The sequence below is a fragment of the Pedobacter sp. KLB.chiD genome (genome assembly GCF_047040275.1).
GTDB lineage: Bacteria > Bacteroidota > Bacteroidia > Sphingobacteriales > Sphingobacteriaceae > Pedobacter.
Map to the genome: position 1 here is coordinate 1 of NZ_CP178207.1, position 15,790 is coordinate 15,790.

The following is a 15,790-nucleotide window of genomic DNA, read 5'->3' on the forward strand; positions in this document are numbered from 1 at the left end:
ATGGAAAAAACTTGTACAGAAGTATGGAAGAACTGTCTTCAAATTATTAAGGATAATATTCCGGGCCAAAGTTTTAAAACTTGGTTCGAGCCGATAACGGCTCTTAAATTGGAAGGCAAGGTTTTAACCATACAGGTGCCAAGTTTGTTCTTTTACGAATGGCTTGAAGAACATTATGTGGGCTTGCTTCGCAAGACCGTAAAAAAACAACTTGGAGAGGATGGCAGGTTGGAATATAACATCGTTGTAGATAAATCATCAAACAGCGGTAATCCTTATACTACCAATATGCCCTCAAATGGAAATGGAGCGGAGGCAAAGGTACAATCGATGCCGATTCCGGTTTCCATCAATAAGGATATTAAAAACCCATTTATTATCCCTGGATTAAAAAAATTAAATGTTGATCCACAATTAAACGCTAACTACACTTTCGAAAATTATATTGAGGGAGATTGCAACCGCTTGGCACGTTCTGCAGGTTACGCTGTAGCGGCTAAACCAGGGGGGACATCTTTTAACCCTTTAATGATTTACGGTGGAGTTGGTTTGGGTAAAACACACCTGGCGCAGGCAATCGGTAATGAGATTAAACGCAGCATGCCAGATAAATTGGTGATCTATGTAAGTTGTGAGAAATTCTGTCAGCAGTTTGTAGATTCCTTGAAAAACAATACGATTAACGATTTCGTTAACTTTTACCAGGCAATGGATGTAATCATCATGGATGATGTACACAACTTCGCGGGCAAAGAAAAAACACAGGATATTTTCTTCCACATTTTTAATCACTTACATCAGTCGGGCAAACAGGTCATCTTAACATCTGATAAAGCGCCAAAAGATTTAGCTGGGTTGGAAGAACGTTTATTAAGCCGTTTTAAATGGGGGCTATCTGCCGATCTTCAAATCCCTGATCTGGAAACGCGTATTGCTATCTTAAGAAAGAAAATGTATGCAGATGGTATTGAGTTGCCAGGAGAGGTAGTGGAGTATGTGGCGCATAACATTGATAATAATGTGCGTGAGCTGGAAGGTGCCATGGTATCACTTTTAGCACAGGCCACTTTGAATAAAAAGGAAATCGATTTAGCCCTGGCGAAGCAAATGTTGAAGAACTTTATCAAAAATACCTCAAAAGAAATTTCAATGGAGTACATCCAGAAATTGGTTTGTGAATATTTTGAGGTTCCTGTTGATATGGTGAAATCGCAAACACGTAAACGCGAAATTGTTCAGGCCCGTCAGATTTCAATGTATCTTTCTAAAAGTCATACTAAATCGTCATTAAAAACAATTGGTGCTTTCTTTGGCGGGCGCGATCATAGTACCGTAATTTATGCTTGTCAAACTGTTGAAGATTTAATCGATACCGATAAGAAGTTTAAAGCTTACGTACACGATATCCAAAAGAAATTAAAAATGAGCTAAGCCTTTACAGGCTTATTGCTCTATAAAAAAGCAGCCAGATGTTTAAAAATCTGGCTGCTTTTTTTACCTGTAATTTTTGAGATGGGAATAAGGGGCCTATCTCAGATTTTATTAACCTTTGGCTATTTCTTCGAGCCCGTAAAACAAAGCGGCAACGTGTAAAGCCTGAGCTATTTTATTTTCCTTAATCAGTTGCTTTACCTCATTAACCGTATATTCTTCCACATTTAAAATTTCATGTTCATCTAAATGCTGCTCGTGGGTTTTAATCCCGCCTGTTAATAAATAGGTAAAGGTCCTGTTATTTGAAGTTGCCGGATTGGGATAAAGTTCCGCAATAAGTTTGCAGGTTTTAAAACTGTAGCCGGTTTCTTCCAAAAGCTCACGTTTAACGGCAATTTCCGGGGCTTCATCACCATCAATCACGCCGCCCGGAACTTCAAGTGAAACGATATCGGCTGCATGGCGGTACTGGCGCACCATAATTATTTTCCCTTCTTCCGTTAATGCAATAGCATTTACCCAGTTTGGATATTCTAAAACATAATAATCGTCTTTTACCACGCCACCCGGAAGTTTTACTTCATCAACGCGCAAAGTAGCCCATTGTTCGCGTACTAAATATTTAGAGGCAAGTTTTTGCCACTTCTCTATAACCATTTAATTTATTTATTTAATAGATCTTACTCCAAACTCGAAACCGCCAACTCCTAACTGATATACTGTTGTATTGTTTTCTGTCGGTGCAGGTTCACCAAATGTACGATCTTATGCTCATCTGACAAGTATTGATAAACTAAATTAAGTTTTGGCGCAATGATTTGATTCCGCTCCTGACTTACCCCTAACTCGTAATATAAAAATTCGCTTAACGAGTCGAGTTTTTCTGGGGGAAGATTGCCTTCAGCAAGCCAACTTTCAAAAACTGAGAGGTCTTCGTTTTCAAGAATTTCTTTTGGCAGTTGAAAGCCGCCAGCCATAGTTTCATCAAAAAGTTGATCGGCCTCTGTTAACTTACCCTCTAATTTGAGCCCCATGATACGGGCCAGAACCTGGGCCAGTTTCTGTATTTCAGCTGTAATTAAATCTCTTCTATACATTATTGTTGTAATCTGTAACGGTCAAAACAAACGTGATTCTCATTTAAAGACTAAAGACTAAAGACTAAAGACTAAAGACTATGGACTTAAGACTACTGCTACCAGCTTCCGCTGCTACCGCCTCCACCAAAACTGCCGCCGCCAAAACCACCGAATCCACCACCGCCTCCGCCAGATGAACCACCTCCCCAGCCACCGCTGCTTCGGCCACCGCCGCTTCCAAACAACATCGCCCAAAATAGTGCATTAGATGCTCCGCGTCCGCCAATTACCTCGCTTCCGCCTCCGCCACCTTTACGCATGATGATGATAATCACAATTACAATAATAATAATGATAACGATGCTACCTGAACCACCTTTCCTGGAGGAAGTTTTCGGATTATCGTTTTTGTATTCGCCTCTGGTGTATTTTATAATGGAGGTAGTAGCTTCGTCTAAGCCTGCATAGTAATTCCCTGCTCTGAAATTGGGTTTAATATCGTTATCAATGATACGCTTGGCGTAGATATCAGGTAAGGCGCCTTCAAGTCCGTAACCGGTTTGAATAGAGATTTTCCGGTCGCCCACGGATACCACGATCATAATGCCATTGTTTTTGCCACTTTGGCCAACGCCCCATTTTCTGCCGAGTGCTACAGCGTATTCATTAATATCATAATCGCCTACGGATTTTAAAATAGCAATGGCAATCTGTGTAGAAGAAGAGTCGTTAAAGGTTACCAGTTTATTTTCGAGTGCCTGTTTCTGATCTGATGATAATACATTAGCATAATCGTTAACCAAAGTAGTAGGCTTTTCCGGAAAGTCCTGTGCAAAAGCAAAGGCGAATAATAAACTGAATAATGATAAAAGGAATATTTTCTTCATCTCTTATTTGTTCTCTAGCTTATCCATAAAAACAATATCGTTCGGCAATTCATTAATATCGCCTTTTTGCGGAGGAAAAAACAAGGCTAACTTTTCTCCGGCCAATGCTATGCCTGCAATAATGCCATCGGCCAGATTGCCTTTTGCAAAATGCGCTGTCATGGCAATTTTTGTGGTTTCCCAGAAGTTATCAGGAACCACTTTATGGATACCAACATCACCGATAATGGCAAATTTATGGTCGGCATGTGCCAGATAAATCAGCACACCATTTCTTTGTGCAGTTTTATCCATATCCAGTTTAGCAAAATACTCGGTGGCTTTTTCATATGGATCACCTGCACAATGTTTATCAATAGCAATTCTGATTTCTCCGGAAGTTGCTCTTTCTGCGTCGGAGATTGCATTTGCTATTCTTTCTTGTTCAATATCTGAAAATAACGACATGTACTTATTTTTATATGAAGTAAAAAGGGTAATAAATGTTTAGCTGATAAACATTCACTACCCCTTATATGTTGTGTTGGGAATATTAAAATTCTACTTTAGGTGCATCTTTAGCAGAAGCATCAGCCTCAAAATATCCTTTAGGTTTAAATCCGAACATTCCCGCTGTTAAATTGGTAGGGAAAGACCTGATTTTGCCATTATATTCTTGCACCGCATCGTTAAAATCTTTACGTGCAACTGTAATCCTGTTTTCGGTACTTTCCAATTGTGCCGATAAATCGCTGAATTGTTGCGTAGCCCTTAGTTCAGGATAATTTTCTGTAATGGATAATAATTTACCCAAAGCCTGACTCAATTCGCCTTGTGCAGCCTGGAATTTTTTGATGTTTTCTGGCGATAAATCATCTGTACTTACTGTCATTTGTGTCGCTTTTGCACGTGCTTCAGTCACAGCGGTTAACGTACCCTGCTCAAATTTAGCCGCACCTTTCACCGTAGCTACCAGGTTTGGAATCAAATCTGCCCTTCTTTGATACTGGGTTTGCACGGTTCCCCATTTTGATTTAACGTTCTCATCCAATTTAACCATGCTGTTATAACCGCATGAACTTAAAGTGCTCACTGCAATAACTGCAGCTAAAAATCCAAATATTAATCTTTTCATTTTTATGGTTTTGTCTTTTTAATAGAAATTGATTTATGTTCAATTTACGAATTAGATATCAAATTGCATGCCTTTGTTACAGTTTCGGTATTTATCTGACAGGTTGACAAGCGCCACAGGAATTTAGTAAGTTGAAATTTGCAATATTCTGATGGCAATTGAATAATAAACCGTTGCTTATCAAAGCTGGTTTTTGTTTTGGAGCGCAGGGTCTTTCGCTTTTTTTAATGTTCGTTCCCGCTCATGCGCTTTATCCCGATAGAAACCTGTGAAACAAGCAAGCACACCAAAGTATAATATAAGCCGGTGCTTAAAATCTGGATGCCCGCTCCGATCGGGGCTAAAAACTTTATACTGTGGTACAGAAAACCGGCATAGTAGCAGAAAAAACCACCTAATCAAACCTAAGGGATCGAACGGATGCCCCCGGCCTTCACCGGAGCAGGAGGTAGAGCGGGAAGAAACTGACTTATAGTACACAGCATTTGCTTTCCGGATCAATAAAAGATTTTCTAAATATGGCACTAATGTACTTTTTAATCTCTATAGAATTATAGTGTTAATTATTCCCGAGTTAGCTATCTTTGTACCCATTCAGGATAAAAACCTGACCTGTTATGCAAAAAGATATCGAAATTACCTTGCTCCCTGATCAGGTTGAGCAGCTTGAAGTTATTAAACAGAAACTCGCAGAAGGTTTAAAACTTTCTCAAACGCGGATAAAAGGTTACGAAATTCTGAAAAGATCGATCGATGCCCGTTCCAGGAAGGTAATTTTCCGTTTACAGGTAAGAGTTTTTGTCGATGAAGAAGCTGTCCCCGCGATTTATCACATCAACTATCCCAACGTGAGGGGAGCCAAACCGGTAATTATTATTGGCGCCGGTCCGGCGGGTTTGTTTGCGGCCCTGCAATGCATCGAAAATGGGCTAAAACCCATTATTATCGAAAGGGGTAAAGATGTAAAACAGCGAAGGAGAGACCTGGCAGCTATAAATAAACAAGGTTTGGTTAATACAGAATCTAATTATTGTTATGGCGAAGGTGGTGCCGGAACCTATTCTGACGGTAAGCTATATACACGCTCTAACAAACGCGGCGACATCAATAAAGTACTTCAGATTTTTGTAAATCATGGTGCCGAAGCAGATATTGCTATCGATGCCCGTCCACATATCGGTACGAACAAACTTCCCCATATTATCACTTCGATAAAAGATACGATCCTGAATGCCGGAGGTGAAGTGATGTTCGATAGCCGGATGACGGATATTTTAATTGAATTTGGAAAAGTAAAAGGCGTCGAGATAAATTTTGAAGAAAAGTTGAGGGCAGATAACATTATCTTGGCAACAGGTCATTCTGCAAGAGATGTGTACGAATTATTGAACAGTAAAAATATCTTAATTGAGGCAAAACCTTTTGCTTTAGGCGTACGGATTGAACATCCTCAGGCAATTATTGATTCAGCGCAGTACCACTGCGATATTCGTTCGGAATTTTTACCACCAGCCTACTACAGTGTGGTTGAGCAGGTTGGCGCACGTGGGGTATTTTCTTTTTGCATGTGTCCCGGAGGTATCATTGCGCCATGTTCCACTGGTGAGAATGAAATTGTAGTTAACGGTTGGTCGCCATCCAAACGGAATAACCCTTATGCCAATTCCGGAACAGTCGTTCAGGTTACGTTAAATGATGTTCAAGGTTATGATCCGCTTAGAATGTTACATTTCCAATCAGAAATTGAAAAAATGGCTTTTGAGGCCGGTGGCGGAAATTTGGTAGCTCCTGCGCAACGCATGGTCGATTTTGTGAATAACAAATTATCGATCGATTTACCAAAAAACTCATATCTGCCTGGTACAAAAAGTTCCATGCTGGATAATATTCTGCCCAATTTCGTATCAGATAGCCTGCGTGCGGCATTGCCCTTGTTTGGAAAAAAAATTAAAGGTTATTATACCAACGAAGCGATTTTGGTAGGAGTAGAGAGCAGAACTTCCTCTCCGGTCAGGATTCCGAGAGATAAAGAGACCTATCAGCACCCTCAGGTAAAAGGTCTATATCCTTGTGCGGAAGGAGCAGGTTATGCCGGTGGAATTGTTTCGGCCGCAATTGATGGAATTAACTGTGCAAATGCAATATTGAACGCCTCATAACAAACTTTATTGCATGCCAGTTGTTATTTCGGCATGTTTAGTATTACGAACGAAATAAAAAAAGCTTTTAACGGAGATGCCTGGCATGGTAACCATGTGATGCAGACATTGAATAATGTTAATCCGGAAAGCGCATTTAGCCATTTTGTTCCCGGCGCGCATTCTATTGCAGAAATTGCCTTGCATTTAACTGCATGGACAGAAGAAGTTTCTTCCAGGTTGATCGGGAAACCGGCTACTGAGCCCGAAAGGGGTGATTGGCCAGCAACTGAAGAACGGACATCCCGGGCCTGGGAACGCATTATTTTTGATTTTAAGACTGCGAACGAAGAACTGATCCGCGTTTGTGAAAGCTTAAAAGACAGCCAGTGGAATGAGGAAGTGAAGGATGAACGTAATCCTGCTTTAGGCACAGGGGTAACCAATGCCGAGCTGTTAAGTGGTTTGATACAGCACCATGCGTATCACTCCGGTCAGATTGCTTTATTATCTAAATTTTAATCCGTGTAATCTCGCCATCCGTGTAATATTATTATGAAAAAGACTCTAATTATAGGCGCATCGCCAGATCCATCCAGGTATGCATATAAGGCAGCCAATATGCTCAGGCGTTTCAATCATGACATTGTTAATGTGGGAATAAAAAAAGGTGAAGTTGCAGGTATTGAAATTGAAAAGCCTGGAGAAATCCATCAGGATATCGATACCATTACTTTATATATAGGTCCTGCTTTGCAGCCACAATACCACGACTATATTCTGGCAACAAAACCCAAAAGAGTCATCTTCAACCCCGGAACCGAAAATTATGAATTGGAGAAATTATTAGATATGCATGGTATCGAACCTGTTGAAGCCTGCACATTAGTATTGCTCAGTACGGGGCAATATTAAAACCGATATAGTACACCCCAATTTACATAATCGGCCTGGGCAAAGTGCATATAGGTTTTGGCCTGTAAACCCAAATGTGGCGTAATGTTAAAAGTAGGCCCAAATGTCCAGTACCAGGTTGCTTTATCCATCAATCTGTTGTAGTGGATGTATTTTCCAATTTGACCTGCCACAGTTACCCTCCATAAATTAACATCGGCACCAATACTGATGCCTGTGCGCCATCTATCATACGAAGTACCGTAGTTTTGGAATGTATTGCCAAAATTATTCGGATCGAAGGTGGTGTAATAATAAACGGCATCGGCCCCTGCTTTAAGCGACATTACATCATTCAGGTAAAAATTGTAGCCCGCATAAATCCCGCTTTTGTATAAGCTTTTTGCTCTATTGCCAAATACGCCCCTCGCGCCCAAACCCGCGCTGAGTTCAATTGAATTACGCTGTAAGGTAGTGTAAGTGCTCATCTTGGCAGAAGTTAATGTTTTTGGATTATTGAGTTTAAGCCCGATGTAAATATTCCCGGTATTCAATCCGCCATTGGGAACAGTAGCGCCTCCGTTTGATACATGTAGAAAACCGAAACCAGCCAATAGATCGGCATATTTTCCGATTGGCAGTTCCATGCCTAAATCTGCTTTAATGGTTTCATTAACCGGACTTCCCAAAAATCTGTTTTTGGTATTATTATAGTAATACTTGTTTGTGTAACCCAGGCCAACACCAGGTGTAAAATTAAATTTGGCTTTCCCGATTTTAAATAACCGGAAATCCATCTGGGCCACTAAGCCATATACTTGTCCAAATGCATGGGCCGAAGTATCTTTTGTGCCTTTCAGTTTGCTTAAATCCCTAAAAATAAAACCGACCCCATAAGATTGGGCGCCGCTAAATCCGATCCATTTATCACTGTTCTGGCTGATGTCTTTAAAATAAGCAGCATCAAATCCTGTAATCTGATCCTGAAACAAATGTCCTTGGTCGTTATTGATATGTGTGCCAAATATGGGCTTAAAAATTATAGACCGGTTTTCTGGAACAATTTGAGCCTTAGCAAAGGAACAGCCTGTAATAACTAAAATAAATACGAGTAGCTTTTTTTTCATTAGTTTTTACTAAAACGGTAAGCAAGACTATAATAGGCATAACGATAGCCGGTAGCACTATTTTTAACTTCATTCGAAGTAAAGGTAGCGGTATAATTGGCTGTCCAGCGTGCAATAGCAAAGGTTAAACCTACCTGCGTACTAAAAACCATAGACTTCGGCTTGAAAGTAATCGGACCCTTATCTTCTAAGAACAGGCCACCCTGCAAGCTCGAATCAAAAGCTATTACATGTAATTGCGGGGCCACCGAAAGGAAAAGTTCATATTTACGTTTAGCATTATTTTTATGATGGTTGCTTACCAGGCTATTAAATGCAGCTGAACCATCCATTTCATTAAATTTTCCTAATCTGAGCAAAGCGCCAACATTCGCTTTGGTTATTACATTGCCCGCCGCTGCTGAAGCAATTCCGGTAACATCAAAGATTTCGTTTGGGGTAGCCAACAGGCGTTTGTTGTATTCTATGCCCAGATTTAAAGTGGGTTCGCTATTTAATCCATATTCCCAGCCGGCAATTTGATTCTGGCCAACCAGTTTATGGTAAGTTTTCTGGAATTCTTCTCCCAGGGCATCCTTACCTGTGAGGCCAATCTGTGCCGAGACCTTTAGGAGTTGTTTGTTTTGGTAAAACCTGCTGTAATTAGCCTCACCATAAAGATAGGCTGTAAAAGGACGGTCGTGTAGGGCGGGGTTTGGAGCAAAACTATAATAAGGATTGTATATTTTCTGTCCCAATTCGAAACCAATAACCTCTTTACTACGGCCGGTTTTCAGGTTATCGCCGTTTAAGGCATGTCTGTATTTAATAAAAAAACCATTGGTGTAATACTTATCGCTTGTGATATCAATATAAGCATCATTCTCTGTGATAACCACGAGCTCACTTTTGTAATTCTGGGCCTGGCTAAGCTTTGCAATAAAGATAAAGATCAAAGGTAAGTATATTTTAAGCGCAATTTTCATTGATAATAAGGATGATTTATTAAGCGGTAAAAGTATTAATTATTGTTTAATATCTCGAATATCCCGATAGTTGTATGCTCTTCAAGATTTAAAAGACGGGCTGAAACAGTTAATCTTCCAAAAAGTTTGGTCATTGGCTAAACTTTTTTCCGTTGAAAACCATGGTCTTACGTCAAATCCTGCTTTAACCGCTTCAAAAGCTTTGCCGTTGCAGATATTTTTTCTACTTTTGCATCCCGCTTCGGAGGAAGGGGTTTTGGTGAAAGGATGGCTCTGGGCGATGGATGGCAGGATTTATTTTAAAATAAATATTGCGGAAGCGGAAAAGATTGCTACCTTTGCAGCCCTGTCCGGAAGGAGGGAAAGCTGAGTAACATCGGCATATTGAAATAAAGGAAAGATAAAAGAGAGGGCTGAAAAAAATAAAATTTATTTTATTTGGAAGTTTAAAAAAGATGCTTACCTTTGCACTCCCAACAGAAACGAAGGGGAAAAAAGACCGGAACGGCGGATGCCGGGAAGAGAGAAAAAAAGATTGAAATGAGCTTGAAAACAAGGGAAGGAAAACGACCCCAACCAAAAAGCGAATCACAATATATAAAGACGGGCCGAGAGGCAACAACAGTCGATAAGTTCTTAAAAGAGATGTCAATGTAGCGTAGCGGGGTTAATGGAGTACTGATCAAAGTACATGATTATTCTGCTTTATTTTAGAGGTGGTGTCTAACAGACAACATAAAAAAAGAAGACCATTTTTAACATGGTTAAAAACTGGTCAGAATTGAACAACACATTTTACAATGGAGAGTTTGATCCTGGCTCAGGATGAACGCTAGCGGCAGGCCTAATACATGCAAGTCGAACGATATTTTCCAGCTTGCTGGGAGAGAAAGTGGCGCACGGGTGCGTAACGCGTATGCAACCTACCTTCATCAGGGGGATAGCCCGGAGAAATCCGGATTAATACCGCATAAAATCACAGGATGGCATTATCCAATGATCAAACATTTATGGGATGGAGATGGGCATGCGTGTCATTAGCTAGTTGGCGGGGTAACGGCCCACCAAGGCGACGATGACTAGGGGATCTGAGAGGATGGCCCCCCACACTGGTACTGAGACACGGACCAGACTCCTACGGGAGGCAGCAGTAAGGAATATTGGTCAATGGAGGCAACTCTGAACCAGCCATGCCGCGTGCAGGAAGACTGCCCTATGGGTTGTAAACTGCTTTTATCCGGGAATAAACCTATTTACGAGTAAATAGCTGAATGTACCGGAAGAATAAGGATCGGCTAACTCCGTGCCAGCAGCCGCGGTAATACGGAGGATCCAAGCGTTATCCGGATTTATTGGGTTTAAAGGGTGCGTAGGCGGCCTGTTAAGTCAGGGGTGAAAGACGGTAGCTCAACTATCGCAGTGCCCTTGATACTGATGGGCTTGAATGGACTAGAGGTAGGCGGAATGAGACAAGTAGCGGTGAAATGCATAGATATGTCTCAGAACACCGATTGCGAAGGCAGCTTACTATGGTCTTATTGACGCTGAGGCACGAAAGCGTGGGGATCAAACAGGATTAGATACCCTGGTAGTCCACGCCCTAAACGATGAACACTCGCTGTTGGCGATACACGGTCAGCGGCTAAGCGAAAGCGTTAAGTGTTCCACCTGGGGAGTACGCCCGCAAGGGTGAAACTCAAAGGAATTGACGGGGGCCCGCACAAGCGGAGGAGCATGTGGTTTAATTCGATGATACGCGAGGAACCTTACCCGGGCTTGAAAGTTAGTGAATGATCCAGAGATGGATCAGTGAGCAATCACACGAAACTAGGTGCTGCATGGCTGTCGTCAGCTCGTGCCGTGAGGTGTTGGGTTAAGTCCCGCAACGAGCGCAACCCCTATGTTTAGTTGCCAGCATGTAATGGTGGGGACTCTAAACAGACTGCCTGTGCAAACAGAGAGGAAGGAGGGGACGACGTCAAGTCATCATGGCCCTTACGTCCGGGGCTACACACGTGCTACAATGGACGGTACAGAGGGCAGCTAGCTGGCAACAGTATGCGAATCTCATAAAGCCGTTCACAGTTCGGATTGGGGTCTGCAACTCGACCCCATGAAGTTGGATTCGCTAGTAATCGCGTATCAGCAATGACGCGGTGAATACGTTCCCGGGCCTTGTACACACCGCCCGTCAAGCCATGGAAGCTGGGGGTACCTAAAGTATGTAACCGCAAGGAGCGTCCTAGGGTAAAACCGGTAACTGGGGCTAAGTCGTAACAAGGTAGCCGTACCGGAAGGTGCGGCTGGAATACCTCCTTTCTGGAGTAGCACCGCCTACCCGCCACGCAACATGATATTTCGAATAAGGTAGAGGGTAAAGAGGTAAAAGGCTTAAGGTCTTGATACTGAATACCTGGTACTTTATACAAAAAAAGACAAGAGAAAAAAGAAACACCCAGAAGACAACGGTGGGCATACTATAGAGGTATAGCGCAACGGAGACGAAAAGGGTAAGCCAAAAAAGGGAAGCAGTAGCGGTAAGATACTATGTACTGCGACTAATTAAAGCCTGCCTTGAAAATACAGTCCCGTAGCTCAGCCTGGTTAGAGCACTACACTGATAATGTAGGGGTCTCCAGTTCAAATCTGGACGGGACTACCATTGAAGTTGGGAGTTGGGAGAAAAGAGCCTGGAGTGATGGATACTCCAAACTGAAAACTCCGAACTCAAAACTGATACTCTGGGGGATTAGCTCAGCTGGCTAGAGCGCCTGCCTTGCACGCAGGAGGTCAACGGTTCGACTCCGTTATTCTCCACCAAAAAAGGTTGAGGGTTGTAAGGTAGAGGGTATGGGGTTAAACCTAACGCTTAAAACTGAAAACACCACAACAGAAAACAAAAAAAACAATTACCTGGATCGGTAATCTACATTGACATAAAGATTAAGAAAAGAAGAAACGCCACGGGGCACATATCAAAAAAGGTATGAAACGGTTCGAGACCGCAGTTTTTTACTAACGAAGCTGAAACGAAGCTTAGGTTGGGGAGAATGAAACCCTCCGCCTTTATACCTTCGGCCTTCAGCCTCAGTAAAGTTCTTTGACATATTGGAAGAAGTTAAAAAAGAAGAGCAAACAACAATAGGCGACTGTTGTGTTTGTGCTCTCCCGACTTTACGTCGGGAATGAGACATCATAACAAGAGCAAAAAAAAGCATACCGTGCGGCGCAAAAGGCGCACGAGTAGAAGAAAGTAAGAAAGAGTACACGGGGGATGCCTTGGCTCTCAGAGGCGATGAAGGACGTGATAAGCTGCGATAAGCTCCGGGGATCTGCAAATAGGAACTAGATCCGGAGATTTCCGAATGGGGCAACCCGGCATGTTGAAGACATGTCACATATAATGAGCAAACCTGCCGAACTGAAACATCTAAGTAAGCAGAGGAAGAGAAAATAACAATGATTTCCTGAGTAGTGGCGAGCGAAAGGGAAAGAGCCCAAACCTACCTTGTTACGGCAAAGTGGGGGTTGTAGGACTGCAACGTGGCATTAGCAAACAGAAGTGGAACGGGATGGGAAGCCCGGCGATACATGGTGATAGCCCAGTACACGTATAGAATGCTAGCCTAGCAGTATCCTGAGTACCGCGAGGTCGGAGACGCCTTGTGGGAATCAGCCGGCACCATCCGGTAAGGCTAAATACTCCTGAGAGACCGATAGTGAACCAGTACCGTGAGGGAAAGGTGAAAAGAACCCCGAACAGGGGAGTGAAATAGAACCTGAAACCGTGTACTTACAAGCGGTCGGAGCGTCCAGGTGGCGTGACGGCGTGCCTTTTGCATAATGAGCCTACGAGTTACTCTTCTCTGGCAAGGTTAAGTGCTTCAGGCACGGATCCGAAGCGAAAGCGAGTCTGAACAGGGCGTATAGTCAGAGGAGGTAGACGCGAAACCTTGTGATCTACCCATGGACAGGTTGAAGGTGCGGTAACACGTACTGGAGGACCGAACCGATAAACGTTGAAAAGTTTCCGGATGATCTGTGGGTAGGGGTGAAAGGCTAATCAAACTGGGAAATAGCTCGTACTCCCCGAAATGTTTTTAGGAACAGCGTCGGTGTTTAGTTATATAGAGGTAGAGCTACTGATTGGGTGCGGGGGAGTCAAATCCTACCAAATCCAGACAAACTCCGAATGCTATATAATATAACCGGCAGTGAGGCGCGGGGTGCTAAGGTCACGCGCCGAGAGGGAAAGAACCCAGACCATCAGCTAAGGTCCCCAAGTTACAGTTAAGTTGAACTAACGAGGTCCGATTGCACAGACAGCTAGGATGTTGGCTTGGAAGCAGCCATTCATTTAAAGAGTGCGTAACAGCTCACTAGTCGAGCGATCGGGCATGGATAATAAACGGGCATTAAACTGTACACCGAAGCTATGGGATTGAAATATATCGGTAGGGGAGCATTCCAATTGCGGTGAAGGTATCTGGTAATGGGTGCTGGAGCGATTGGAAAAGCAAATGTAGGCATAAGTAACGATAAGGCGGGCGAGAAACCCGCCCACCGAAAGGATAAGGTTTCCTGATCAACGCTAATCGGATCAGGGTCAGTCGGGACCTAAGGAGAACCCGAAGGGGAAATTCGATGGACAACTGGTTAATATTCCAGTACTTTTTATAACTGCGATGTGGGGACGGAGTAGTGACACTGCCGCGATCTGACGGAATAGATCGTTAAAGGCTGTAGGTATATCAAACACAGGCAAATCCGTGATTGATGCTGAGAGCTGATAGTACCGGGAACCTTCGGGGGACTGGATAGTGCAGGTAATCAGACTTCCAAGAAAAACCGCTAAGCTTCAGGTTATAAAAACCCGTACCGCAAACCGACACAGGTATCCGGGAAGAGGATTCTAAGGTGCTCGAGTGAATCATGGCTAAGGAACTCGGCAAAATGGCCCTGTAACTTCGGGAGAAGGGGCGCTGGCAGCAATGTCAGCCGCAGTGAAAAGGCCCAGGCGACTGTTTAACAAAAACACATGGCTTTGCAAAATCGAAAGATGAGGTATAAGGCCTGACACCTGCCCGGTGCTGGAAGGTTAAGAGGGGATGTCATCGCAAGAGAAGCATTGAATCGAAGCCCCAGTAAACGGCGGCCGTAACTATAACGGTCCTAAGGTAGCGAAATTCCTTGTCGGGTAAGTTCCGACCTGCACGAATGGTGTAACGATCTGGGCGCTGTCTCAGCCATGAGCTCGGTGAAATTGTGGTCCCGGTGAAGACGCCGGGTACCCGCAACGGGACGGAAAGACCCCATGCACCTTCACTACAATTTAACATTGACATTGGGTACAGGATGTGTAGGATAGGTGGGAGGCTATGAAGCGGTGTCGCCAGGCATCGTGGAGCCAACGTTGAAATACCACCCTTTCTGTATTCGGTGTCTAATCCCATCATTTGGGAGACATTGTTTGATGGGTAGTTTGACTGGGGTGGTCGCCTCCAAAAAGGTAACGGAGGCTTTCAAAGGTAAGCTCAGTACGCTTGGTAACCGTACGCGGAGTGCAATAGCATAAGCTTGCTTGACTGTGAGACATACAGGTCGATCAGGGTCGAAAGACGGATATAGTGATCCGGTGGTTCTGCATGGAAGGGCCATCGCTCAAAGGATAAAAGGTACGCTGGGGATAACAGGCTGATCTCCCCCAAGAGCTCATATCGACGGGGAGGTTTGGCACCTCGATGTCGGCTCGTCACATCCTGGGGCTGGAGAAGGTCCCAAGGGTTCGGCTGTTCGCCGATTAAAGTGGCACGCGAGCTGGGTTCAGAACGTCGCGAGACAGTTCGGTCCCTATCTGTTGTGGGCGTAGGAATTTTGAGTGGGGCTGACCTTAGTACGAGAGGACCGGGTTGGACCAGCCTCTAGTGAATCTGTTGTTCCGCCAGGGGCATTGCAGAGTAGCTACGCTGGGAATAGATAAGCGCTGAAAGCATCTAAGTGCGAAACTAGCCACGAGATGAGAATTCCATATAGGACCGTAGCAGACTACTACGTTGATAGGCTACAGATGTAAAGCTGGCGACAGCACAGTCGAGTAGTACTAATCATCCGAAGCTTTCAAAGCAAGACAGACTGTTGTTTGTTCTTCCAAC

Annotated in this window: 12 protein-coding genes, 2 tRNA genes and 2 rRNA genes; 9 read left to right on the forward strand and 7 right to left on the reverse strand. The window is 43.5% G+C overall.

Annotation, left to right across the window (positions count from 1 at the left end; genetic code table 11):
* Complete coding sequence (gene dnaA, locus ACK1I8_RS00005) at positions 1-1,431, forward strand: chromosomal replication initiator protein DnaA (protein ID WP_090502090.1); 1,431 nt, start codon at positions 1-3, stop codon at positions 1,429-1,431.
* A 111-nt stretch (positions 1,432-1,542) separates the two neighbouring features.
* Here the strand turns inward: dnaA and ACK1I8_RS00010 are convergent, their stop codons facing one another.
* The 5 genes from ACK1I8_RS00010 to ACK1I8_RS00030 form a co-directional block, all read right to left on the reverse strand.
* Positions 1,543-2,091 (reverse strand): NUDIX hydrolase, encoded by a 549-nt coding sequence (locus ACK1I8_RS00010; RefSeq protein WP_412467393.1) that lies wholly within the window; start codon positions 2,089-2,091, stop codon positions 1,543-1,545.
* 50 nt (positions 2,092-2,141) lie between these two features.
* Entirely contained in the window at positions 2,142-2,531 is a 390-nt protein-coding gene (locus ACK1I8_RS00015) for a hypothetical protein (RefSeq protein ID WP_412467394.1), read from the reverse strand.
* A gap of 98 nt (positions 2,532-2,629) precedes the next feature.
* Complete coding sequence (locus ACK1I8_RS00020) at positions 2,630-3,400, reverse strand: TPM domain-containing protein (RefSeq protein ID WP_412467395.1); 771 nt, start codon at positions 3,398-3,400, stop codon at positions 2,630-2,632.
* A gap of 3 nt (positions 3,401-3,403) precedes the next feature.
* Positions 3,404-3,847: a TPM domain-containing protein gene (locus tag ACK1I8_RS00025; RefSeq protein WP_412467396.1), complete on the reverse strand. Its 444-nt coding sequence runs from the start codon at positions 3,845-3,847 to the stop codon at positions 3,404-3,406.
* An 85-nt stretch (positions 3,848-3,932) separates the two neighbouring features.
* Positions 3,933-4,514 carry a LemA family protein gene (locus ACK1I8_RS00030; RefSeq protein ID WP_412467397.1) on the reverse strand — a complete coding sequence of 194 codons (582 nt, stop codon included), beginning with the start codon at positions 4,512-4,514 and terminating at the stop codon, positions 3,933-3,935.
* A gap of 617 nt (positions 4,515-5,131) precedes the next feature.
* Here ACK1I8_RS00030 and ACK1I8_RS00035 point away from each other — a divergent pair.
* Genes ACK1I8_RS00035 through ACK1I8_RS00045 form a run of 3 tightly spaced genes read left to right on the forward strand, consistent with a single transcriptional unit; the run spans position 5,132 to position 7,567 of the window.
* On the forward strand, positions 5,132-6,673 hold the full coding sequence (locus ACK1I8_RS00035) for an NAD(P)/FAD-dependent oxidoreductase (protein WP_412467398.1): 1,542 nt from the start codon (positions 5,132-5,134) through the stop codon (positions 6,671-6,673).
* A 33-nt stretch (positions 6,674-6,706) separates the two neighbouring features.
* Complete coding sequence (locus ACK1I8_RS00040; RefSeq protein ID WP_412467399.1) at positions 6,707-7,174, forward strand: DinB family protein; 468 nt, start codon at positions 6,707-6,709, stop codon at positions 7,172-7,174.
* 33 nt (positions 7,175-7,207) lie between these two features.
* On the forward strand, positions 7,208-7,567 hold the full coding sequence (locus ACK1I8_RS00045) for a CoA-binding protein (RefSeq protein ID WP_412467400.1): 360 nt from the start codon (positions 7,208-7,210) through the stop codon (positions 7,565-7,567).
* On the opposite strand, the gene ACK1I8_RS00050 is transcribed toward ACK1I8_RS00045, so the two are convergent.
* Both ACK1I8_RS00050 and ACK1I8_RS00055 read right to left on the reverse strand, forming a co-directional pair.
* Entirely contained in the window at positions 7,564-8,673 is a 1,110-nt protein-coding gene (locus tag ACK1I8_RS00050) for an acyloxyacyl hydrolase (protein WP_412467401.1), read from the reverse strand. The genes ACK1I8_RS00045 and ACK1I8_RS00050 overlap by 4 nt on opposite strands.
* Positions 8,673-9,638, reverse strand: coding sequence for a lipid A deacylase LpxR family protein (locus tag ACK1I8_RS00055; protein WP_412467402.1), 966 nt, complete (start codon positions 9,636-9,638; stop codon positions 8,673-8,675). The genes ACK1I8_RS00050 and ACK1I8_RS00055 overlap by 1 nt, the downstream gene beginning before the upstream one ends.
* 133 nt (positions 9,639-9,771) lie before the next feature.
* On the opposite strand from ACK1I8_RS00055, the gene ACK1I8_RS00060 reads away from it, so the two are divergent.
* From ACK1I8_RS00060 to ACK1I8_RS00080, 5 genes are all read left to right on the forward strand, one after another.
* Positions 9,772-10,008, forward strand: a complete 237-nt coding sequence (locus ACK1I8_RS00060; RefSeq protein ID WP_412467403.1) for a hypothetical protein — start codon at positions 9,772-9,774, stop codon at positions 10,006-10,008.
* Positions 10,009-10,435: 427 nt separating this feature from the next.
* Positions 10,436-11,957 (forward strand): 16S ribosomal RNA (locus ACK1I8_RS00065).
* A gap of 265 nt (positions 11,958-12,222) precedes the next feature.
* Positions 12,223-12,300 (forward strand) — tRNA-Ile (locus tag ACK1I8_RS00070).
* Between the two features lie 81 nt (positions 12,301-12,381).
* A tRNA-Ala gene (locus ACK1I8_RS00075) sits at positions 12,382-12,458 on the forward strand.
* Positions 12,459-12,885: 427 nt separating this feature from the next.
* Positions 12,886-15,761: ribosomal RNA gene (locus tag ACK1I8_RS00080) — 23S ribosomal RNA — on the forward strand.
* The 16S and 23S rRNA genes sit together here with 2 tRNA genes alongside, the layout of an rRNA operon.
* Positions 15,762-15,790 lie beyond the last annotated feature (29 nt).

Bases quoted from the DNA above. Each gene is read 5' to 3' on its own strand.
- dnaA (WP_090502090.1), top strand. From the start codon at position 1: ATGGAAAAAACTTGTACAGAAGTATGGAAGAACTGTCTTCAAATTATT.
- ACK1I8_RS00010 (WP_412467393.1), bottom strand. From the start codon at position 2,091: ATGGTTATAGAGAAGTGGCAAAAACTTGCCTCTAAATATTTAGTACGC.
- ACK1I8_RS00015 (WP_412467394.1), bottom strand. From the start codon at position 2,531: ATGTATAGAAGAGATTTAATTACAGCTGAAATACAGAAACTGGCCCAG.
- ACK1I8_RS00020 (WP_412467395.1), bottom strand. From the start codon at position 3,400: ATGAAGAAAATATTCCTTTTATCATTATTCAGTTTATTATTCGCCTTT.
- ACK1I8_RS00025 (WP_412467396.1), bottom strand. From the start codon at position 3,847: ATGTCGTTATTTTCAGATATTGAACAAGAAAGAATAGCAAATGCAATC.
- ACK1I8_RS00030 (WP_412467397.1), bottom strand. From the start codon at position 4,514: ATGAAAAGATTAATATTTGGATTTTTAGCTGCAGTTATTGCAGTGAGC.
- ACK1I8_RS00035 (WP_412467398.1), top strand. From the start codon at position 5,132: ATGCAAAAAGATATCGAAATTACCTTGCTCCCTGATCAGGTTGAGCAG.
- ACK1I8_RS00040 (WP_412467399.1), top strand. From the start codon at position 6,707: ATGTTTAGTATTACGAACGAAATAAAAAAAGCTTTTAACGGAGATGCC.
- ACK1I8_RS00045 (WP_412467400.1), top strand. From the start codon at position 7,208: ATGAAAAAGACTCTAATTATAGGCGCATCGCCAGATCCATCCAGGTAT.
- ACK1I8_RS00050 (WP_412467401.1), bottom strand. From the start codon at position 8,673: ATGAAAAAAAAGCTACTCGTATTTATTTTAGTTATTACAGGCTGTTCC.
- ACK1I8_RS00055 (WP_412467402.1), bottom strand. From the start codon at position 9,638: ATGAAAATTGCGCTTAAAATATACTTACCTTTGATCTTTATCTTTATT.